Here is a 21,626-nt window from a genome sequence, read left to right as displayed (position 1 = left end):
AACCCGACCCCTGACTCCCCAATACCGTTTAGTTAGGCTTTTATATTCCTTTTTGATATAGAAATTTAAATTCTTATTCCAGCGCGCCAATCAGATGGCGAATCTTATCCAGTGTTTCGGTGTGCTCTTCGTCCGCTTGAGAGTCTGCCACTAAGCCTCCGCCTCCCCATACGTGCAATCTTCCCGCCTCGGCAACCACTGTCCGAATAGCGATGGAGGTATCCATACTGCCGCGTACATCGACATAGCCTAAGCTGCCGCAATAGACGCTGCGCTGGCAGGGCTCTAATTCATCAATGATCTGCATGGCGCGAATCTTGGGTGCGCCGGTAATTGAGCCGCCGGGAAAAGCTGCCTTAAGCAGTGCCAGCGGGGTGTCGTTATCGGCCAGTTCCCCCTGTACGACGCTAACTAAATGGTGAACGTTAGGATAGCTCTCTAAGTGGCACAACTGCGGCACGCGAATGGAGCCGGGCTGACACACACGACCCAGGTCGTTGCGCATCAGGTCAACGATCATCACATTTTCAGCGCGATCTTTAGTGCTGCTCATTAGCTCTTCAGCCAGCGACTGATCCTCTTCAGGCGTCGCGCCTCGCGGGCGGGTACCTTTAATCGGCCGTGTTTCGACCTCGCCATTGCGGCACTGAATAAACCGCTCGGGCGAAAGTGACAGTACGGCCTTATCGCCCCAGGCCATAAAACCTGAATAGGGCGTGGGGGTCGCTTTGCGTAACTGCAGGTAGGCCTGCCACTCATCCCCCTGGTAATCGGCATAAAAACGCTGAGCCAGATTGATTTGATAGCAGTCACCCGCTCGAATATAGCTCTGCACGGCGTTAAAGCGTGCGACGTATTGGGCGTGGCTAAGTTCTGCTTTAAAGCTATTGGTTAATGTAAACGCACTAGTTGGCCCTGGCGACTGGGTAAGCCAGCTCTCCACCTGCTCCCGGCGCTGCGGGGTGGCGATTAACCACGCCTGTTGGGCCATGTGATCCAGTGTGATACACCAATCGTAAAGCCCTAAGCGGGCTTGCGGTAACGTTACTGGGCTTGCCTGAGCGCTCGGTATCGATAAGGTTTTTCGCCCTAAATCGTAGCCCCAGTAGCCTATTAACCCACCTAAAAAAGGGAGTTCACTGGTTTCATTAGGAATATCCAGTTGATCCAGTAGCCACTGCTGCAGGGCAAACGCATCACTAGCTATGTGCGCCGGTAGGCTAAGCTGATCTGACGCAATACTCGCTTCGCCATGGTGAGCAACTTCCAGCGTAGCAAGCGGGTCGCTGCTGATAATATCAAAGCGACCGGTGGCGATAGGGCGGCCACTATCGAGCAGCACCGCGCCGGGCCTGGCACGTAGGCAGGCGAATATTCCCAATGGATCGGGTGAATAGGGCAGGGCAGTTATCGTCAACGCCTGGTTCATTAAGCAAACGCCTGGCCGGTAAAAGGGCTGCATATGTTAGAGGTCGTTGAAGATCGGCACCAGTGGCACGATTGACGCATTTCTCACGCTCGAAGCGGGATTGTTGACACTTTTTTTGCAGCTAGACTTTTTGTCTACAACGAAAGATGCATAGAGTCGCTTTATAAGCAAGTTGACGGCTGTGGCTCGCGAGGCTAAAGTTTCGCTATGTTCCTAATTGTCGACAATTCGCTATGAGCTTACCCGTTTCTTCTTCTTATTCCGACACCTCGCTGCATGAAATGGCTGTACCCGAAGTACGCACGCTCGCCGAGCGGGTATTTCATCAGTTGCAGGATGCCATCGTACGCGGAGAGCTTGCTCCCGGCAGTAAGATCACCGAGCCGGGACTGTCTAAAACCTACGGTATTTCACGCGGGCCGCTGCGCGAGGCGATGCGCCGCCTGGAAGCACACCGCTTAATCGAGCGGGTTCCCCATGTGGGCGCTCGGGTGGTTAAGCTCTCGATGAAAGAGCTTTTAGAGCTGTTTGACCTGCGTGAAGCCCTGGAAAGTATGGCGGCGCGCTTAGCGGCGGAGCATATGTCGCCGGAAGAGGTCCAGGGCTTGCGGGATGTTCTGGCGCTACATGAAGGCCAGGCCGACCTGAAACGCGGCGAAGCTTACTACCAGCGCGAAGGTGATCTCGATTTTCACTACTGCATCGTTCAGGGCAGTCATAACAAAATGCTAATGAACCTGCTCTGCGACGATCTCTATTACCTTGTGCGTCTTTATCGCACCCAGTTCAGTGCCAGTGGCACGCGACCACAGCGCGCCTTTGTGGAGCACCATCGCATTGTCGATGCCATTGAGGCCGGCGATGCCGAGCTGGCCGAGCTGCTCATGCGCCGCCACGTCAGCGCCTCCCGCGCCAATGTGGCGGATCGCTATGCAGCTACTCTCGAACAGTCAGCATCTAAATCGTAACGCTCTCAATCACACAGCTAAAACATAACTAAAAATTAACAACAGGAGAAGCTCCTCATGTCCCAGATGACTCCCGGCGCCCGCTTTCGGGCCGCGCTAGAAGCGAATCGTCCGCTGCCGATACTCGGCACCATCAATGCCTATACAGCGCTGATGGCAGAAAAAGTCGGTCACCAGGCTATTTACCTTTCCGGTGGCGGTGTCGCCAATGCATCGTTCGGCTTGCCGGATCTGGGCATGACGACCATGAATGATGTGGTGGAAGATGCCCACCGCATTTGCGGCGCCACCGAGCTGCCGCTGCTGGTGGATATCGATACCGGTTGGGGTGGTGCCTTTAATATCGCCCGCACCGTGAAAGAGATGCAGCGGGCTGGCGTCGCCGCGGTGCATATGGAAGACCAAGTCGCGCAAAAACGCTGCGGCCATCGCCCCAATAAGGCAATTGTCTCCCAGCAGGAGATGGTCGACCGTATCAAAGCCGCCGCCGATGCCAAGATTGACCCCGACTTCTATTTGATTGCCCGCACCGATGCATTTCAAAAAGAGGGCCTTGATGCGGCCATTGAGCGGGCCAACGCCTGCGTGGAAGCCGGGGCAGATGCCATCTTCGCCGAAGCCGTTCACACGCTGGATGATTACAAAGCCTTTTGCGAAAGGGTCAACGCGCCCATTTTGGCCAATATTACCGAGTTCGGCGCTACACCGCTATTTACTCAAACGGAGCTTGGCGACGTTGGCTGCCGCATGGTGCTTTACCCGCTCTCGGCCTTCCGCGCTATGAACGCCGCGGCACTGCAGGTCTATCAAAGCATCCTCGACAACGGCCACCAAAAAGACGTTGTACCGCTGATGCAAACCCGCGACGAGCTCTACGACTTCCTGAACTACCACGACTTTGAGCAGAAGCTGGACGCGCTGTTTGCCGAGAAAGGCGATGACCAGTAAACCAAGCGCCAGCTTAATGAACGACCATATTTGAAAAACACAATTTAAAATAAAGCAGAGTTAGGAGACACACCATGGCTGATAAACCCGTAACAGGTGCAGGACTACGTGGCCAGAGCGCCGGATCCACCGCGCTGTGTACGGTAGGCAAAACAGGTTCAGGCCTGACCTACCGTGGCTTCGATATCAAAGAGCTCGCCGAAAAAGCCAAATTCGAAGAGGTCGCTTACCTGCTGTTAAAAGGCAAGCTGCCCAACCAGGGCGAATTAGATCACTACATCAGCAAGCTCAAAAGCCTGCGCGGTTTGCCCGATGCGCTGAAAACGGTGCTTGAGCAGATTCCCAAAGATGCCCATCCGATGGATGTCATGCGCACCGGCACCTCAATGTTGGGCAATCTGGAAACCGAGGAAAATTTTGATCAACAACAAGACGTTGCGGATCGGCTGCTGGCGGTGCTGCCGTCGATTATTTGCTACTGGTACCGCTTTTCCCACGACGGCGTACGCATCGACACCGAAACGGATGATGACTCAGTAGGCGGGCATTTCCTTAATATGCTGCGCGGCGAGCCCGCCTCTGAACTGCATGCGCGGGTTATGAACGTATCGCTGATTCTTTACGCCGAGCATGAGTTCAACGCCTCTACCTTTACCGCAAGGGTGTGTGCCTCCACGCTTTCCGATATGCACTCCTGCGTGACCGGTGCGATTGGGTCGCTGCGCGGCCCACTGCATGGCGGTGCCAACGAAGCGGCCATGGCGATGATCGAGGATTGGCAGTCGCCGGAAGAAGCAGAAAGCAAAATCCTGGGCATGCTGGAGCGTAAGGATAAAATCATGGGCTTTGGGCATGCGATTTATCGCGAGTCCGACCCGCGCAACGCGATTATCAAGCATTGGTCTAAGAAGCTCTCTGACGATGTGGGCGATAAGGTGCTTTACCCGGTTTCTGAACGGGTCGAAGCGGTTATGTGGCGTGAGAAGAAGCTGTTCTGTAACGCAGACTTTTTCCACGCCAGCGCTTATCACTTTATGGATATACCTACCAAGCTGTTTACGCCGATTTTTGTTATGTCACGGCTGACCGGCTGGGCGGCGCACGTATTTGAGCAGCGCGCCAATAACCGCATTATTCGCCCTAGCGCCGATTACACTGGCCCTGAGAAGAGCGAGTGGGTGCCGATAGAAGCGCGAGACTGAACCGCTTGCTGCCCGGTGACTTGGACACCGGGCTTTTTTCAGCCCCTTCTTGTGAGTCTGTCTGCTATGAATACCCAATACCGTAAACCCCTGCCTGGCACAGCGCTTGAGTTTTTTGATGCTCGCGAGGCGGTGGAAGATATCCAGCCCGGTGCCTATGCGAAGCTGCCCTATACCTCGCGTGTGCTGGCTGAGCAGTTGGTGCGCCGCTGCGATCCTGACCTGCTCACTGATGCGCTGAAACAGCTGATCGAGCGCAGGAGCGACCTGGATTTTCCTTGGTACCCGGCACGTGTCGTCTGTCACGATATCCTCGGCCAGACCGCACTGGTTGATTTGGCCGGACTGCGCGACGCTATTGCCGAGAAGGGCGGCGACCCCGCCAAGGTTAATCCTGTCGTGCCCACCCAGCTAATCGTCGATCACTCATTGGCGGTAGAGCACGCAGGATCGGAAGAGGGTGCCTTCGAAAAAAACCGTGCCATTGAAGATCGTCGTAACGATGACCGCTTCCATTTTATCAACTGGACTAAAACGGCCTTTGAGAACGTCGATGTAATCCCCCCCGGCAACGGCATCATGCACCAGATCAATCTGGAGAAGATGTCGCCGGTGGTACAGAACCGCGACGGCATTGCCTACCCGGATACCTGTGTAGGCACCGATAGCCATACGCCCATGGTGGATGCACTCGGCGTGATTTCAGTAGGCGTGGGGGGCCTGGAGGCCGAAAGCGTCATGCTAGGCCGCGCTTCCATGATGCGCCTGCCGGATATCGTCGGCGTGGAGCTGACCGGCAAGCTACAGCCAGGGATTACCGGTACCGATATGGTGCTGGCGATTACCGAGTTCCTGCGTAAAGAGCGGGTAGTGGGCGCTTACCTGGAGTTTTATGGCGAAGGTGCCGACGCGCTCACCGTGGGTGATCGCGCCACTATCTCCAATATGACGCCCGAGTACGGCGCGACTGCGGCGATGTTCTACATCGATGGCCAAACCATCGATTACCTGAAAATTACCGGCCGTGAAGATGAGCAGGTGGCGCTGGTGGAAACCTACGCCAAGCACACCGGCCTGTGGGCAGATAGCTTGACCGAGGTTGAGTATGAGCGAGTACTGACCTTTGACCTCTCATCGGTGACGCGCACCTTGGCCGGGCCTTCCAATCCCCATGCCCATTTGCCTACTTCAGAGCTCGCCCAACGTGGTATTGCTGTTGGGCTTGAGGCGGCACAGGCGGAAGAGAAAGCGGGCAAAATGCCCGACGGCGCGGTTATCATCGCCGCCATTACCAGCTGCACCAATACCTCTAACCCACGAAATATGGTCGCCGCCGGGCTTATCGCCCGTAACGCCAACCGGTTGGGTTTGCTGCGTAAGCCCTGGGTGAAGTCGTCGCTGGCGCCGGGCTCGAAAACCGTCAAGATGTACCTGGAAGAAGCTGGGTTGATGAGCGAGCTGGAAAACCTCGGCTTTGGGGTTGTGGCCTACGCCTGTACCACCTGTAACGGTATGTCCGGGGCGCTGGATCCAAAAATCCAGCAGGAGATTATTGAGCGTGATCTCTATGCGACCGCCGTGCTTTCCGGCAACCGTAACTTCGACGGCCGTATCCACCCCCATGCCCAACAGGCCTTTTTGGCGTCTCCGCCCCTGGTGGTCGCCTACGCCATTGCGGGTACGATTCGCTTTGATATCGAAAAAGACGTCCTGGGCGTGGATCAGGCGGGAAATCCCGTCACTTTGAAGGATATCTGGCCAGCGGATGAAGAGATCGATGCGATTGTTAAATCGTCGGTGAAGCCGGAGCAGTTCCGCCAGACCTATATTCCCATGTTCGATCTGGACAAGAGTGCCCGCGCTCAGGTCAGCCCGCTATATGACTGGCGGCCCCAGAGCACCTATATTCGTCGCCCGCCTTACTGGGAGGGCAATATGGCTAAAGTGCGCACTCTGAAAGGTATGCGGCCGCTGGCGATACTGCCGGACAATATCACCACCGATCACTTGTCGCCCTCCAACGCGATTCAGTTGAACAGCGCGGCAGGGGAGTACTTGGCCAAAATGGGCCTGCCGGAGGAAGACTTCAACTCCTACGCCACCCACCGCGGTGACCACCTGACTGCCCAGCGTGCTACCTTCGCCAACCCGAAGTTGTTCAACGAGATGGTGCGCGATGCCGACGGCAACGTTAAACAGGGCTCGCTCGCGCGGGTAGAGCCGGAAGGCCAAGTCACCCGCATGTGGGAGGCGATTGAAACCTACATGGCCCGCAAGCAGCCGCTGATCATTATTGCCGGGGCGGATTACGGTCAGGGCTCCTCACGGGACTGGGCGGCTAAAGGCGTGGCGCTGGCGGGCGTGGAAGCGATCGCCGCCGAAGGCTTTGAGCGTATTCACCGCACCAACCTGATCGGGATGGGGGTGATGCCGCTGGAGTTTGAGCCCGGGACTACGCGTATGACACTGGGCCTGGACGGCACTGAAACCTTTGATGTCGAAGGCGCCGTTTCGCCAGGGGCGATGCTCACCCTGGTGATCCACCGCCAAAACGGTGAAAGTGAGCGGGTTGCGGTGAAGTGTCGCCTGGATACCGCCGAGGAGGTGTCGATTTACACTGCTGGTGGTGTACTGCAGCGTTTTGCCCAGGACTTTCTTGAGTCCACGGCGGCTTAATTGAAACGGCCTAGCTGACCAAGTGAACCCGGTGCCTTTAGCTTTTCAGATAAAGCTTGGAGCACCGGGTTATTTTTAGGAGTGGTAATGATGAGCGAGTCAGTTCAAAACAACCGTGTGCCGCAGATAAAAATTCCAGCCACCTATATGCGCGGCGGCACCAGTAAGGGCGTGTTTTTTAAACTAAGCGACCTACCCGAAGCGGCCCAGCAGCCAGGCGTGGCGCGGGATCAGTTGCTACTGCGTGTCATCGGTAGCCCTGACCCTTACGAAAAGCAGATTGATGGTATGGGGGGCGCCACTTCAAGTACCAGCAAGACGGTGATTCTGTCTGAAAGTGAATCGGCAGAACACGATGTGGATTACCTGTTCGGTCAGGTCTCCATCGACAAGCCCTATGTGGATTGGAGCGGTAACTGCGGCAACCTCTCCGCGGCGGTCGGCCCTTTTGCGATTAGCAATGGTCTTGTTGACCCTGCACGTATTCCTGAAAACGGGGTGGCCGAGGTACGCATTTGGCAGGTGAATATACAGAAAACCATCGTCTCACGGGTGCCTATCGTCAATGGCGAAGTGCAGGAAACTGGCGATTTTGAGCTGGATGGCGTGACCTTTCCTGCTGCCGAGATTCCGGTGGCCTTTATGGATCCGGCCGATGGCGAGGGAGCCATTTTTCCCACCGGTAATCTCATTGATCAGCTTGATGTGCCAGGCGTGGGGATATTGAAAGCAACCTTGATTAATGCCGGTATTCCCACCGTGTTTATTAACGCTACCGACATTGGCTATACCGGCGCCGAGCTGCAGGACGCCATCAATGGCGACAGCCGGGCGCTTGAGATGTTTGAAACCATTCGTGCCCATGGCGCGGTGCTTATGGGGCTGATCAGTGATGTCAGCGAGGCGGGTAAACGACAGCACACTCCCAAAGTCGCTTTCGTAGCGCCGCCAGCGGATTACGTATCATCGAGCGGTAAAAACGTACAGGCGTCTGATATCGATCTGCTGGTGCGAGCGCTCTCTATGGGCAAATTGCACCACGCCATGATGGGCACCGCCGCCGTCGCCATTGCTGCCGCAGCAGCCATTGAGGGCACAGTAGTGAATCTGGCCGCCGGTGGTAGTAAGCGAAACGAGGTCACCTTCGGGCACCCCTCCGGCAGCCTGCGGGTGGGCGCTGAAGCAAGCTTGGTAGACGGGCGGTGGCATATCGAGCAGGCGGTGATGAGTCGCAGCGCCCGGGTGTTGATGGAAGGATTGGTGAGAATTCCTGGTGACAGCTTTTAGGAAGCCTTCCTTGGGCCATACTAAGTGGGTGATCCAACAGTAGGAGAGAGGGCTATGTCTACCAGACCATCTGACACATCCGAGGCCAACGAGCGGCCCGATTACGATCCCGAGCTGCAGGCTATTGCCGATTATGTCCTGAACTATCAGGTGGAATCTCAAGAGGCACTGGAAACTGCGCGTTATTGCCTGATGGATACACTTGGCTGTGGGCTGCTAGCACTACGCTTTCCGGAGTGTACCAAGCACCTTGGGCCGATAGTAGAAGGCACGGTGGTGCCGTTTGGAGCGCGGGTGCCGGGTACCTCGCTGCGTCTTGATCCAGTCAAAGCGGCGTGGGATATAGGCTGTGTCATCCGCTGGCTGGATTATAACGACACCTGGCTTGCCGCCGAGTGGGGCCACCCCTCCGATAATCTTGGTGGGATACTCGCCGTTGCCGACCATCTTTCCCAGCAACGGGTCGCTCAAGGCGAAGCGCCCCTGGTGATGCGGGATGTGCTCAACGCCATGATTATGGCCCATGAGATTCAGGGCGTGCTGGCGCTGGAGAATAGCTTCAATCGCGTTGGCCTCGATCACGTGGTGCTGGTGAAAGTTGCCTCTACCGCCGTGGCCGCTAAGCTGTTGGGCGCCAATCGCGAGCAGTTGCTTTCGGCGCTCTCCCACGCCTGGGTGGATGGCCAGAGCCTGCGCACCTATCGTCATGCGCCCAATGCGGGTTCCCGGAAAAGCTGGGCCGCGGGGGACGCCACCTCTCGGGGCGTGCGCTTAGCGGATATCGCCCTGCGCGGTGAAATGGGTATTCCCAGCGCGCTGTCGGCGCCCCAATGGGGCTTCTACGATGTGCTGTTTAGCCACGCCAATAAAGATTTGAGCCTGAAGCCAGAAGCAGAGCGCCGCTTGCGCTTTCAGCGTGAGTTTGGCAGCTACGTGATGGAGAACATACTGTTTAAGATCTCCTTCCCGGCTGAATTTCACGCCCAGACCGCCTGCGAAGCCGCCGTGACCCTCCACCCACAGGTGAAGGATCGCTTAGCCGAGATCGATAAGATCGTACTCACCACCCACGATTCGGCTATTCGGATTATTTCCAAAACCGGCGCACTCGCTAATCCTGCCGATCGCGACCACTGCCTGCAATACATGACCGCGGTGCCGCTTATCTTTGGTGCGCTTACCGCTGAGCACTATGAAGATAGCTTTCACGTGGAGCATCCGCTGATAGATGAACTGCGTAATAAGATGGTGGTAGAAGAAAACGCCGAGTATTCGGCGGCGTACCATGATCCTGAGCAGCGCTCCATTGCAAATGCAGTGCAGGTGTTTTTTAGCGATGGAAGTGCGACCGATAAAGTCGTCGTGGAGTATCCGGTAGGCCATCGACGTCGTCGGGAAGAGGGGATGCCACTATTGGTTGAAAAGTTTGAGCGCAATCTGGCAACCCGCTTTCCGACAACTCGTTGCCAAACAATTGCCGAACTATGCAGCCAGCAGTCAACGCTTGAAGCGTTGCCAGTACACAAATTTATGGATATGTGGATGATTTAAAGCCCACTTTCCACAATGCCTGGTGCTTATACACACCGGGCATTGTGGCGGTTACCGAAAGAACTGTTTTCCAATGAGGCTATTCAAAGATCACTTGATCGCGCATGCGGTCAACGGTGGCAGGCCCAATGCCATTGACGCGCTCAAGTTCTTCAGCGCTTTCAAAGGCGCCATTGGTTTCGCGCTCTTCAATGATCGCGTCGGCTCGGCTGGGGCCAATCCCCGGTAGTTCGGCTAGCAGTTCAGCGTCGGCAGTATTGACGTTAATCGGGGCTACTTCTTGGGCCAGTACGCCACCGGAAAATCCTAAGCTAATGCTGAACAGTAGTGCGGCCAATATCCCTTTAAATGTCATGTTCATCTGCAATGATCCTTTTAATAACGTTAGGTTGCTTGGATTGCATAGGCGGTGTTGCGTAGCGGTTTTTACATGTGCCCAAGTTAATAATGAGCAAGATAAACGCCAATGCCTTACTAACTTAGCTTTATTGAAAACGTGTTTCTGTAAGAGATCTATGACAGCAGTTGTAAGTTTTTAACGACGGAGATATGGCAAATGGCTTACATGCAGCTTGCATGCGGGGGGCGCGAGGAGTAGGGAGAGGCTGATATAATGACCAAAACGTATTTGGAGCAACGTTGTGGCCACCGATTCCCCGATTATTATTGCCCTTGATTACCCGTCGTTAGACGCCGCGCTGTGCATGGCTGATCAGTTGGATCCCGCCCGATGCCGTGTGAAAGTAGGTAAAGAGCTGTTTACCCGCAGCGGCCCGGCGGTACTTGAGGCACTGCATGGGCGTGGGTTTGAAGTATTTCTGGATCTTAAATTTCACGATATTCCCAATACCGTAGCCAGCGCAGTGCAGGCGGCGGCGGAGCAGGGTGTGTGGATGGTCAACGTACATGCCAGCGGCGGGCGCCGGATGATGGAGGCAGCTGTGCAACGTTTGGATCAACACGCGCTAACGACTCACTTAATCGCCGTTACCGTATTGACCAGTATGCAGGCCGAGGACTTGGCAGAGTTAGGTATCAGGGCCCCACTGGCCGAGCACGTAGAGCACTTAGCGCTGCTGGCGAAGCAGAGTGGTTTGCAAGGGGTGGTCTGCTCGGCCCAGGAGTCTGCGCGGATCAAAATGCTTTGCGGTGAGTCGTTCTTAAAAGTGACCCCCGGTATTCGGCCAAGCTTTGCAGTCGCTAATGACCAGCAGCGTACGATGAGCCCCAGCGAGGCGATTGCGGCGGGAAGTAGCCACCTGGTCATCGGTCGCCCTGTTACTCAGGCTGTCGACCCCATGGTAGCGCTTGAGGCGATTGAGGCGGAATTAGAGGCTCGCTGATACCTGTGCTTGGCGAGCACTATTCGCCCTCAACGCCAATGACCGGCTTAATTGTGCCCCAGAAGCGACAACTGGGGCACTGCCACTGTAACGCGTCGCTGGCAAAGCCGCAGCGCTGGCAGCGATGACGCGTGCGGTTAAGCAGCAGCGCATCGGTATGATGTTTTAGTAGCAGTAGGCGCGTATCCGGGGAAGGTTTTCCACTCAGGCGCTGGCTTTCAATATACAGATCAATCAAATAATCCAGCCCGCCTAAACTCGGCACGGCGCGCAATCGCTCGCCAATCAACTCAATTGCTTTGTCGACCCCTTCACGCTGATGCACGAGCTGCCCTAGCGCAATAATCGTACTGGTGTAAGGCGCTTGCTCAAGTAGCCGGTAAAGATGAGCCTCAAAGCCAGCTTCGTCATTATTGCGCAGATAGGCGTGCTTGAGGGCGGGCAGCATGGTGGGGATATGCGCTATCTCTTGCCCTGGGATGTTATCTAATCGCTCAATCGCGCGGTCATAGTGCCCGTTGTCCATCTCTAATTCGGCCAGTAGCAGGGTGGCGCGAACGCAGTTTTCATCCAGTTGCAGGGCTTTTTTGAGGTGCTTTTTCGCCAGTGGTCGACTGGCTTGGCTAATTTCCTCTAACGCCAGCTCGCATAGCCAGTGGGCCGCAGGACGACGCATCTTAGGATACTGTTTAAGCAGCGGCTGAATGACGTCGAGGGCTTGCTGCCACGCTTTTTCGCGCTCTAATAAATCAATGAGCAGCTGTTTCGCCGCATAGCGGTGATCATCATCACCGCTGTGCTCCAGCAGCGTATTGAGTAGCCGCTGTGCGCGGTCATGAACACCAAGCGCCATAAAATCCCGGGCAAGCTCAAGCTGGATTTGTTCGTTGGTGTGCTGGGAAAGGGCGGGGCGTGCTAGCAGGTTTTGGTGAATGCTCACCGCTTTATCAGCCTCGCCGCGGGCGCGAAACAGTTTGCCGAGGGCGATATGGGTGTGAACCGTCTCGCTGTTGACCGCAAGCACGTTAATAAAGGTATTGATCGCTTCGTCGGGCTGCTCGTTAAGCAGGTAGTTAAGCCCGACAAAGTAATCCCGGGAGAGCGCCTGCGACGAGGTCGCGGGCGGTTGGGAACGATGTCGGCGGCGTCCAGCTTGGTGATAACCTAACCCGTAACCAATGGCAATGGCTACCAATAGTACGCTTAGCAGCGCGACATCCAGCATTTATGCCAGTTCCTTAAACTCCCGGGTGCGCAGGTTATCGAGCTCTTTACGCTGTTGCTTATTGTGTCGCTCACTGCGGGCCAGGATTGCCTTTAATCGTACGTAGACGCCTAGCATGGCGAGCATGCCCAGCAGGACACCAAACACCAGTGTTGCCAATAACCAAACAGAGAGTGATACGGCTGGCAGCTCCAGCCAAATAAGGTTCAAGGCAATCGTTTGCTGATTGTTAACGGCAAACAAAATACCTACCAGCACTACAATCAGCAAAATAACGGCCAGAATAAGCCCTTTGATCCAACGCATGTGAGTTTCCTAGTCTGTGACGTTCACGGTAGCGCTATTGTGTACGACTCGAGCGGCGACGTCATCCTGCAGAAGGTCGGATAACGCAATAGCCGCCCTTAATAGCCGAGTGCGCGACTAGCGTCTACCTGCTCGCGTAGCTCCTTGCCAGGCTTGAAGTGCGGCACATACTTGCCTTCCAGATCAACTGCATCGCCTGTTTTTGGATTGCGCCCTACCCGCGGCTCCCGGTAGTGCAGTGAAAAACTGCCGAATCCACGGATCTCAACGCGACCACCGCTAGAAAGAGAATCCGTCATATCGTCCAGGATAATACGCACCGCCGTTTCAACATCTTTGGCGGACAACTCCGGCTGACGCATCGCAATTTGTTCGATTAATTCAGATTTAGTCATCGGTTAGCTCCCTGCGAACATTGAAGGCCGTAACGCGCTTTCGACCTCACTAATATCGAATTCAGCATACTGCTCAATTCAACATAAAACAATTCAGATAAAACAAGGTTCTAGACTCATTAACAGCATAGGCGAAGGTGCGCGCTGGCGCGACCCTGTAGCTTAGGTATACTGGCCTTTCATTTTTGTAATTGGAGCGGCTGACGTTGAACGATGACAATTCCCCTGCAGCCATTTTGCGTAAGCGGCTTTACTGGCACTCCCGGCGCGGTATGTGGGAGCTTGATCTACTGCTAATTCCGTTTCTTGAGCAGCGTTTTGATCAAATTAGTGAAGCAGATCAACTGGCTTACCAGCAGTTAATCGAAGGTGAAGACCAGGATCTGTTTGTCTGGCTGATGCATCGTGAGTGGCCTGAAGAGCCCAGCCAACGGCGTATCGTACAAATGATTGTTGAGCATGCTGAAACCACCGATAATTCTGCCTATCGTACCCTCTAGATTTTGGCTGCTAGCCCAATGTGGGTTGTTTGTCGGGGTAGTGGCGCTAAGCTATTGGGTCGTGGGGACACCCGCAACTGTTGCGATAGTTGTGTTAGGCGGTGGCGTTGTTTGGCGCGGCTATCTTCATCAACCCAAAGGCGTGCTCTCGCTGACCTCGACGGCGTCACAAGTTCAAGGCCGTTGGTTGCGCGAACCACAGTCAACAGAGGCCGCACTCATGCAAGGCGAAGTGCTTGGCGAAGCACATCAGGTGCGCTGTGATTATTTAGGGCCCTGGTTAGTAGGGCTTTATGTGGGTAAGCAGCGGGTTTGGCTCTGCCCTGATAGTGCGCCCCAAGAAAGTCTGCGTGAAGTAAGGCAGTTGTTCCATCGTCCGGGCCACTAACGGTTTTTTTCTAACGCGTCTGTTAAATCGTTTATCGATAGCGCAGAGGCAATGGCTTGAGGTCGTTGGTGGGGCCAGTCGGTGGAGTAATGTAGCCCGCGTGACTCATGGCGCTGCTGAGCGGCGATAACTGTCAATAGTGCTAACTGTAAGGTCTGGTGTAAGCGCTTCCCTTCCGGGGCTTTTAGAGCGCCCTGAATCTCTTCCACGCTATTTAGCAGTGTCTTCAAGTGCTCCAGAGCAGTGCTTAGCCCGGTGGTGCTGCGCACAATGGAGACATGCTGACTCATAGTGGTGCGCATCTGTTGGCGTATATCGCTAAGTACTGCTTTAGGGAAGGTGGCGGCTGCAGCTGGGGTCGGAGGCTGAAATTCGCTACTGCTGGTCGTTAGGCCGTTTTGTTCCGCATCGGCTAACAGCGCCTGTGCACAGCTGCGGGCAAATACCAAACACTCTAATAGCGAGTTGCTGGCCATACGGTTGGCGCCATGCAGGCCCGTGCAGGCCGTTTCGCCAATGGCATATAGGTTGGCAACGTTGGTGGCGCCTTGCAGGTTGGTGGCGACACCGCCGCAGCTATAGTGGGCGGCAGGCACTACGGGAATAGCCTGCTGAGTGATATCAATACCCCGGGAGGCGCAGTGCGCCTGAATAGTGGGGAAGTGATGGTGAATTGCCTTTTCACCTAAATGACGAATATCCAACCATACGTGGCCCAGAGAGCTGCGCTGTATTTCAGCATCAATGGCGCGGGCGACGACATCTCTCGGGGCTAGCTCGGCGCGCTTATCTAGCGCCAGCATAAAACGCTCTCCCGCCTCATTGAGCAAATGTCCGCCTTCACCACGAACCGCCTCACTGATCAAAAACGCCGGGCCTTCAGGGTCAAATAGGCAGGTGGGGTGAAACTGTTGAAACTCTAGATTCATTAACCGAGCACCCAGCTCTGCGGCCATCATCATGCCTTCGCCGCTGCTAGGGGCAGGCGTGGTGGTGTGACGGTAAAGGCCGCTTGCGCCGCCAGTGGCCAATACGGTATGGCGCGCAGTAAGGGAGTGCCACTGTTGGTTAGTATCGTTGCCATAGGCGCCGTGGCAGGTACCGTGGACATCCTGTAGCAAGCCAACCACGGTTAGATCGTTGCGCTGGGTGATGTTGGGGTGCTGGGCAACGCTGTCTAATAGTGTGTCCACTACAGCACGACCGGTGGCGTCATCCGCGTGGATAATTCGCCGTGCGTTATGGCCGCCTTCACGGGTGAGGTGATACGGATAGCGTGCGGCAGGGTCGGTTTCTGGCGTAAAGGGGACGCCCTGATCAATTAACCACTGAATAGCCGCTGGACCGTGGGTGACAGTAAAGCGTACTGCCTCGACATCACAGAGACCGTCGCCAGCTATCAGGGTATCGTTAATATGGGCTTCTAGGTCGTCGTCGGGCGAAAGAACGGCGGCAATGCCCCCTTGCGCCCATCGGCTGGCGCCTTGGTCGTCTTGCGCAGGACGAACCAGCGTCACTGACCGCTGATCAGCCACTTCCAAGGCAAGGGTTAGCCCAGCGACGCCGCCGCCAATGATAAGTACATCGGATGTTGGCGTGCTCATAGCGCCCGCTCCCCCTTGATACTGACCGAAATATTACCAACCCTAAACGTCGCTAGCTTCGCCGAGCGCAAAAAAGTTAGAAGGCAGGCATCATAGCGTGGCACTTGGCGTTTAGCGATGTTTTGAGGTAAGAAATGAGTGGTGTGCGGGCTGTCAATGCGCAATGTTCGGGCACGCAAAAGAGCACAGCAAAGGGCAGCGTAAAGATAACTAATCTAGGAAGTTAAGCGTTTAAAGGGGATGAGGCTGGAGAGGTAGAGAAGCAATAGGTAATGGTGCCCGGAGCCGGACTTGAACCGGCACGGGGTTGCCCCCGAGAGATTTTAAGTCTCTTGCGTCTACCGATTTCGCCATCCGGGCAAAACATCGTAATGCTGTTTTAAGAAGAGATCTTTAAAACATCACTACTACACAAAGATGGAGGCTGGAGTCGGAATCGAACCGGCGTACACGGAGTTGCAGTCCGCTGCATAACCACTCTGCCATCCAGCCTCAAGAGTCGTTGGAGCGGGAAAGGAGATCCGACCGGGCTGACGTTCCAGCTCACGACCTTTTCATGCTTTACCACGCTATCCAAGTTGGAGCGGGAAAGGAGATTTGAACTCCCGACCCTCGCCTTGGCAAGGCGATGCTCTACCACTGAGCTATTCCCGCTCGACTCGAGGGCGAATTATACGGATCACCGTCAGCTTGTCAATCAATGAATTGGCGCGTGTTCCTTATTTACTTATCAGCAGCTTACATTGAGCGGCTAAGATGTGGCCAGGCGGCTTTCAAGTACTGGATCATAGACCATAACGTGAGAATAGCAGCGGCATAGAGCACCATAATCCCTAACAGCGCAAATTCGTGCGCTGGTGGAAGCGCCAGCAAGATTAGCAGTGACACCATTTGTAGTGTTGTTTTCAATTTGCCTACCCAAGACACGGCCACCATGCCACGCTTACCCATTTCGGCCATCCATTCACGCAGCGCCGAAATGACAATTTCACGACCAATAATCACCAGTGCAGGGAGCGTGAGTACCAGAGTGTCATAGCGCTCTATTAATAGCGCCAGGGCCACGACGACCATAAGTTTGTCGGCCACCGGATCTAGAAAAGCGCCAAATGGCGTTGACTGATTCCAGCGCCGCGCTAAATAGCCGTCCAGCCAGTCGGTGACGGAGGCTAACGCAAATAGGCCAGCCGCTATAGGCATGCTCCAACTGAAGGGCAGATAAAACAGCACCACTAGCAGCGGAATAAAGGCGATTCTCGCCAGTGTCAGTATGTTGGGTATATTCATCGCAGGGTGCGATCCTTGCCGGAAAATCAGAGGATTCGAAGTGTCTGGCGCTTATTCTATCCCCCTTGGCCGATAGCATCTATGCCAAGAGGCGGTTTATCCATTGAGCGCGCGGTAAATGCACTCAGCTAGCGAGGCATTAATACCTGGAACGCGGGCGAGTTCATCGCGGCTAGCCTTTTGTACACCCTGCAGACCGCCAAAGAAGCGCAGCAGCTCACGCCTGCGCTTGGGGCCGATGCCAGGAATATCCTGAAGTGTCGAGGTGCGTCTCGCTTTATCGCGTTGGGCGCGGTGGCCAGCAATGGCAAAACGGTGTGACTCATCGCGAATGTGTTGGATTAAATGCAGGGCTGGTGAGGCCGGATCCAAATCAAGCGGATTGTCTGCTGTTTCCAAAAACAGGCTTTCAAGCCCCGCTTTACGCGTGGTGCCTTTGGCGACGCCCAAGAGAATAATATTGGTGATCTCAAGCGCTTTAAACACCTCACGTGCCATGTTGAGCTGCCCTTTGCCACCGTCAACGATCAATATGTCGGGGGCCACCGCTTCGCCACTTTTCACCCGCTTAAGGCGCCGTGTGAGCGCTTGCTGCATGGCGGCGTAGTCATCACCTGCGGCCACCCCTTCAATGCGGAAATGGCGGTAGTCGCTTTTACGTGGGCCTTGATGATCAAACACCACGCAAGAAGCAACCGTCGCTTCCCCATGACTGTGACTAATATCAAAACACTCTAGGCGTTGAGGCGTTTCTTCCAAGCCAAGTGCTTTCTGTAGTGCGGTAAAGCGCTGAGTCAGCTGCGTTTGATTGGCAAGCTGCGACGCCAATTGCTGTTCCGCGTTGGTAATCGCAAGCTGTTGCCACTGGGCGCGGTGGCCGCGGACTTGGCTGGTGACGCGGATGCGCTTACCCGCCTGCTGCGTCAACGCTTCGGCAATCAGCTCACTATCGTCGAGTGGGTGGCTGGTAATGACTTCGCTAGGAACGTTATGCGGTTGACCAAAATAATATTGGCTGACGACTTCAGTGAGCAGCGTTTCTAGTGGCAGATCCAGATCGTTTTTTGGCGTATGATGTCGTGCCCCCAGGAGGCGTCCGTCGCGAACGCTGAGAACAGAAACGCCAAGCGCGCCGGGTCGCTGTGCCAGGGCGAAAATATCGGCATCACCACCGCCTGTATCGACAAACTGACGCTGTTGAAGCTGGCGTAGCTGCTGAACTTGATCGCGAAGACGAGCGGCTTCCTCAAAGTTAAGCGCTTGGCTGGCCCTCTCCATTGCCTCCATCAATTCTTGGGTGACATTTTCACTTTTGCCTTCCAAGCACATCACCGCATGTTCAACATCGCGCTGGTAATCCTCGGCGGAAATATAGTCGACGCAAGGAGCACTACAGCGCTGAATTTGATACTGCAAGCAGGGGCGCGAACGGTGCGCAAACACGCTGTCTTCGCAGTTTCGGATATGAAATATTTTTTGCATCAGCGCTAGGCTTTCTCGTACAGCACCACTGCTGGGGTAAGGGCCTAAATAGCGACCGTCGTCGCTACGTTGACGAGCGCGTTTATACTCAAGTGCCGGGTAAGGGTGGCGGTCGGTGACAAAGACAAAGGGGTAGGACTTATCATCGCGCAACAAAATGTTGTAGGGCGGACGCAATTGCTTGATTAGCGTCTGTTCGAGCAACAGGGCTTCAGTTTCAGTTCGCGTCACGGTGACCTGGACGTCGGCGATACGTCCGACCATGGCCTGGGTTTTAGTATTCAGCTGGCCACGAAAATAGCTGGCAAGGCGCGCTTTTAAGCGCTTGGCTTTGCCCACATAGAGCGTGTTGCTTTGTTCATCAAGCATGCGATAAACACCAGGAGAGGTACTTACCGAGCTTAAGAACTGTTTTGCATCAAAGGTCATATCAGCCTGTCGGTACCCGATAACAGCAGAGGAAATTGAGTTATATCTGGGCGACGTCAAACCCCTCGACTAACCCGTGGCGGAGCGCTAAATGAGTGAGCTCAACGTCAGTAGCAATCTTTAGTTTATCAAACAGTCGATAGCGATAGGTATTTACTGTTTTAGGGCTTAAGTGCAGGCGATCTGAGATGTCTTGCACGCGTTGGCAGTTAACAATCATTAGGGCAATCTGTAGCTCACGGTGGGAGAGGTGGCTAAACGGATTATCCTCATTGGTAAAGTGTGAAAGGGCTAAGCGTTGCGCAATTTCCTGGCTGACATAACGCCTACCATGAAATACTTGGCGTATGGCGTCGGTCATCTCTATTGTGTCCGCGCCTTTGCTTAAAAATCCTGAGGCACCGGCTTCCAGCATGCGACGCAGTACGCTGTCTTCCATGTGCGCGGTCAGGATCAATACCTTGACGTCCTTCATCGAGCGGTGAATGCGGCGCGTGGCTTCCAGCCCGCCGATGCCCGGCATGCGGATATCCATTAGCACAATGTCGGGCTTCAAATGGCGACACTGTGTCACTGCACTTTCACCGTCGTCGACCTCGCCCACAATTTTCATGTCACACTCTTCGTTTAGCAGGTGCGCAATGCTGGTTCTTACTAAATGATGATCATCGGCGATAAGTACACTGATCAATGGACAGGCTCCTGCATGGAAACATCGTGGGCTCAGGCGTTGGTCTTGTACACTATTTTATATTGCTGACTGCATATCTTGCTAACTACATGTAGAGTGCCACAGCTGGCGACAAAGGAGAATTAGACAACGCTGATGGTTCAAAACTTGACCGAGGTAAATGTTCATCGTAGTATCCGCCTCGCTGTCGAAAAGAGCAGCATGTGGGGCCTTAGCTCAGCTGGGAGAGCGCAACACTGGCAGTGTTGAGGTCAGCGGTTCGATCCCGCTAGGCTCCACCAAGATTATAGAAAAAGCCTCGTTGATTAAACGAGGCTTTTTTCGTCTTCCGTAAAGATTACTCAGCAACCTTGCCCAGTAGCAAAAATTCGATCAGCGCTTTTTGTGCATGTAGACGGTTACCGGCTTCCTGCCAAACAACGGCGCGGCGGTCATCAAGCAGCGTCTGGCTGATTTCTTCGCCGCGATGTGCTGGTAGGCAGTGCAGGAACAGTACCTCTTGATTCGCCTGATCAAGCATCGCTTCGGTTACCTGGAAACCAGCGAAATCCGCCTCTCGTTTGGCCTGTTCTTCTTCCTGGCCCATGGAGGCCCAGACATCGGTGGTGATCAGGTCGGCATCTTTGACCGCTGCCTGCGGGTCATGCAGCAATGTTATCTGGTCACCAGCGGCCGCCATGATGTCGGCGCGTGGCTCGTAGCCTTTCGGGCAGCATATGCGCAAATGAAAACCGAACTGACGGGCCGCATTGATCCAGGAGTGGCACATGTTATTGCCATCACCAATCCATACTGCCGTGTGGCCCTTTACGCTGCCGCGTAGCTCGGTCCAGGTCATTATGTCGGCGAGCAACTGGCAGGGGTGATAGTCATCACTCAGGGCGTTAATAACCGGCACGCTGCTGGCGTTGGCGTAGGTCTCCAGGCCTGCGTGGGAAAAGGTGCGGATCATTACCGCATCGACCATTTCCGACAGTACGCGAGCGGTATCTTCAATCGGCTCGCCGCGGCCTAGTTGGGTGTCGCGAGGGGAGAGAAATAGCGCGTGACCACCAAACTGTGCCATACCCGTTTCGAATGAAACTCGCGTACGTGTTGACGATTTTTCAAAGATCATCGCCAGGGTGCGGTTGGGTAAGGGTGTATAAACAGGGCCTTGGGCTTTAAGGTTGGTCTTGATGGTAATGGCGCGCTGGATCAAATAATCCAGCTCATCCGGGGTCAAATCCAACAACGTCAGGAAATGGCGTGTCGCCATAAGAGCTTCTCTCCGCGCAAAAACACTATCCTAGCTATGCAGCAGGGGATGCGCAACGCGAACGGCATGCGTAGAATGCCAATGACATGTTAAAGCTGAGCGCTCTACTCAGGTACTATTCTTAAGCACTAGTCTCAAGTACTAATTACCAGGGCTGGTACAAGGGCTAGGTTCAAGAACTAGGTTCTAGGGTCTGGTTCGAGGGTTAAGCCAAGTAGATGAGTGAGAGGGCATCGGTCATCAATAAGCGAGGAAATAGTATGAGCACCACTGCCGAAAACATTCAGCGTCAAATTAGCGAAAACCCGATTCTGATTTACATGAAAGGATCGCCCCAGTTGCCCCAGTGCGGCTTTTCCGCCCAGACCGTTCAAGCGTTGATGAGCTGCGGTGAGCGCTTTGCGTTCGTTAATATCCTGGATAATCCGGATATTCGCGCTGAACTGCCCAAAATTGCTAACTGGCCGACATTCCCTCAAGTATGGGTGGAAGGCGAACTAGTGGGTGGCTGTGACATCGTGATTGAGATGCATCAGAACGGCGAACTGGAAAAACTAGTAAAAGCAGCTGCCGAGCGCGCTGGCGCTGCTGAGGGTGGTGACAACGCTTAAGTGTTGTTGAGCACTCCGCCCTAAGCGGTTGGCGGGCTATGGTGCA

General features: G+C 54.8%; 20 protein-coding genes and 4 tRNA genes. 11 read left to right on the top strand and 13 right to left on the bottom strand.

The genetic code is table 11. The annotated features are described in order from the left end of the window. Positions 1–73 precede the first annotated feature (73 nt). Positions 74–1,429 (bottom strand): aminodeoxychorismate synthase component I, encoded by a 1,356-nt coding sequence (gene pabB / locus KO116_RS14140; RefSeq protein ID WP_035566647.1) that lies wholly within the window; start codon positions 1,427–1,429, stop codon positions 74–76. Positions 1,430–1,662: 233 nt separating this feature from the next. Here pabB and KO116_RS14135 point away from each other — a divergent pair, with 233 nt between their 5' ends. The 6 genes from KO116_RS14135 (at position 1,663) to prpD (ending at position 10,061) form a co-directional block, all read left to right on the top strand. Next, complete coding sequence (locus KO116_RS14135) at positions 1,663–2,397, top strand: GntR family transcriptional regulator (RefSeq protein WP_035566646.1); 735 nt, start codon at positions 1,663–1,665, stop codon at positions 2,395–2,397. 57 nt (positions 2,398–2,454) lie between these two features. Continuing rightward, positions 2,455–3,345, top strand: coding sequence for a methylisocitrate lyase (prpB, locus tag KO116_RS14130; protein WP_035566644.1), 891 nt, complete (start codon positions 2,455–2,457; stop codon positions 3,343–3,345). 74 nt (positions 3,346–3,419) lie between these two features. After that, positions 3,420–4,547 carry a bifunctional 2-methylcitrate synthase/citrate synthase gene (prpC, locus tag KO116_RS14125; RefSeq protein WP_035566642.1) on the top strand — a complete coding sequence of 376 codons (1,128 nt, stop codon included), beginning with the start codon at positions 3,420–3,422 and terminating at the stop codon, positions 4,545–4,547. A gap of 66 nt (positions 4,548–4,613) precedes the next feature. After that, a complete protein-coding gene (gene acnD / locus KO116_RS14120; protein WP_035566641.1) occupies positions 4,614–7,223 on the top strand; it encodes a Fe/S-dependent 2-methylisocitrate dehydratase AcnD in 2,610 nt (869 codons plus the stop codon). A gap of 87 nt (positions 7,224–7,310) precedes the next feature. Next, entirely contained in the window at positions 7,311–8,510 is a 1,200-nt protein-coding gene (gene prpF, locus KO116_RS14115; RefSeq protein WP_045812137.1) for a 2-methylaconitate cis-trans isomerase PrpF, read from the top strand. A 54-nt stretch (positions 8,511–8,564) separates the two neighbouring features. After that, positions 8,565–10,061: a 2-methylcitrate dehydratase gene (prpD, locus tag KO116_RS14110; RefSeq protein WP_035566639.1), complete on the top strand. Its 1,497-nt coding sequence runs from the start codon at positions 8,565–8,567 to the stop codon at positions 10,059–10,061. A 79-nt stretch (positions 10,062–10,140) separates the two neighbouring features. On the opposite strand, the gene KO116_RS14105 is transcribed toward prpD, so the two are convergent. Next, entirely contained in the window at positions 10,141–10,422 is a 282-nt protein-coding gene (locus KO116_RS14105) for a ComEA family DNA-binding protein (protein ID WP_035566636.1), read from the bottom strand. Positions 10,423–10,702: 280 nt separating this feature from the next. Here KO116_RS14105 and pyrF point away from each other — a divergent pair, with 280 nt between their 5' ends. After that, positions 10,703–11,404 carry an orotidine-5'-phosphate decarboxylase gene (gene pyrF, locus KO116_RS14100; protein ID WP_035566634.1) on the top strand — a complete coding sequence of 234 codons (702 nt, stop codon included), beginning with the start codon at positions 10,703–10,705 and terminating at the stop codon, positions 11,402–11,404. A gap of 19 nt (positions 11,405–11,423) precedes the next feature. Here pyrF and lapB read toward each other — a convergent pair whose 3' ends face one another. From lapB to KO116_RS14085, 3 genes are all read right to left on the bottom strand, one after another. Further along, positions 11,424–12,629 (bottom strand): lipopolysaccharide assembly protein LapB, encoded by a 1,206-nt coding sequence (lapB, locus tag KO116_RS14095; RefSeq protein WP_035566633.1) that lies wholly within the window; start codon positions 12,627–12,629, stop codon positions 11,424–11,426. After that, positions 12,630–12,935, bottom strand: coding sequence for a lipopolysaccharide assembly protein LapA domain-containing protein (locus tag KO116_RS14090; protein ID WP_035566630.1), 306 nt, complete (start codon positions 12,933–12,935; stop codon positions 12,630–12,632). Between the two features lie 98 nt (positions 12,936–13,033). Further along, positions 13,034–13,330 carry an integration host factor subunit beta gene (locus KO116_RS14085; protein ID WP_007113226.1) on the bottom strand — a complete coding sequence of 99 codons (297 nt, stop codon included), beginning with the start codon at positions 13,328–13,330 and terminating at the stop codon, positions 13,034–13,036. A gap of 206 nt (positions 13,331–13,536) precedes the next feature. Here KO116_RS14085 and KO116_RS14080 point away from each other — a divergent pair, with 206 nt between their 5' ends. Further along, the gene (locus KO116_RS14080; RefSeq protein WP_035566626.1) at positions 13,537–13,830 is read left to right on the top strand and encodes an FAD assembly factor SdhE; all 294 of its coding nucleotides are present in this window, start codon (positions 13,537–13,539) and stop codon (positions 13,828–13,830) included. Next, positions 13,790–14,218, top strand: a complete 429-nt coding sequence (locus tag KO116_RS25825; protein WP_235272394.1) for a hypothetical protein — start codon at positions 13,790–13,792, stop codon at positions 14,216–14,218. Before KO116_RS14080 ends, KO116_RS25825 begins: the two co-directional genes overlap by 41 nt. Here KO116_RS25825 and nadB read toward each other — a convergent pair. From nadB to uvrY, 7 genes are all read right to left on the bottom strand, one after another. Continuing rightward, positions 14,215–15,822, bottom strand: a complete 1,608-nt coding sequence (nadB, locus tag KO116_RS14070) for an L-aspartate oxidase (RefSeq protein ID WP_035566623.1) — start codon at positions 15,820–15,822, stop codon at positions 14,215–14,217. The two genes, KO116_RS25825 and nadB, sit on opposite strands and share 4 nt — an antisense overlap. A 273-nt stretch (positions 15,823–16,095) precedes the next feature. Then, positions 16,096–16,182 (bottom strand) — tRNA-Leu (locus KO116_RS14065). Between the two features lie 58 nt (positions 16,183–16,240). After that, positions 16,241–16,314: transfer RNA gene (locus KO116_RS14060), tRNA-Cys, on the bottom strand. Positions 16,315–16,401: 87 nt separating this feature from the next. Further along, positions 16,402–16,476: transfer RNA gene (locus KO116_RS14055), tRNA-Gly, on the bottom strand. 84 nt (positions 16,477–16,560) lie between these two features. Continuing rightward, positions 16,561–17,109, bottom strand: coding sequence for a CDP-diacylglycerol--glycerol-3-phosphate 3-phosphatidyltransferase (gene pgsA, locus KO116_RS14050; RefSeq protein ID WP_035566621.1), 549 nt, complete (start codon positions 17,107–17,109; stop codon positions 16,561–16,563). 96 nt (positions 17,110–17,205) lie between these two features. Continuing rightward, positions 17,206–19,020 carry an excinuclease ABC subunit UvrC gene (gene uvrC / locus KO116_RS14045; protein ID WP_035566619.1) on the bottom strand — a complete coding sequence of 605 codons (1,815 nt, stop codon included), beginning with the start codon at positions 19,018–19,020 and terminating at the stop codon, positions 17,206–17,208. 40 nt (positions 19,021–19,060) lie between these two features. Continuing rightward, positions 19,061–19,711, bottom strand: coding sequence for a UvrY/SirA/GacA family response regulator transcription factor (gene uvrY / locus KO116_RS14040; RefSeq protein WP_035566617.1), 651 nt, complete (start codon positions 19,709–19,711; stop codon positions 19,061–19,063). Positions 19,712–19,916: 205 nt separating this feature from the next. Here uvrY and KO116_RS14035 point away from each other — a divergent pair. Next, a tRNA-Ala gene (locus KO116_RS14035) sits at positions 19,917–19,992 on the top strand. Between the two features lie 56 nt (positions 19,993–20,048). Here the strand turns inward: KO116_RS14035 and argF are convergent. After that, on the bottom strand, positions 20,049–20,969 hold the full coding sequence (gene argF / locus KO116_RS14030) for an ornithine carbamoyltransferase (protein ID WP_035566615.1): 921 nt from the start codon (positions 20,967–20,969) through the stop codon (positions 20,049–20,051). A gap of 260 nt (positions 20,970–21,229) precedes the next feature. Here argF and grxD point away from each other — a divergent pair, with 260 nt between their 5' ends. Further along, positions 21,230–21,580, top strand: coding sequence for a Grx4 family monothiol glutaredoxin (grxD, locus tag KO116_RS14025; RefSeq protein WP_035566613.1), 351 nt, complete (start codon positions 21,230–21,232; stop codon positions 21,578–21,580). Positions 21,581–21,626 lie beyond the last annotated feature (46 nt).

The organism is Halomonas sp. KO116 (assembly GCF_000734975.2).
GTDB lineage: Bacteria > Pseudomonadota > Gammaproteobacteria > Pseudomonadales > Halomonadaceae > Vreelandella > Vreelandella glaciei.
This window is presented reverse-complemented; position numbering and strand designations above follow the sequence as displayed.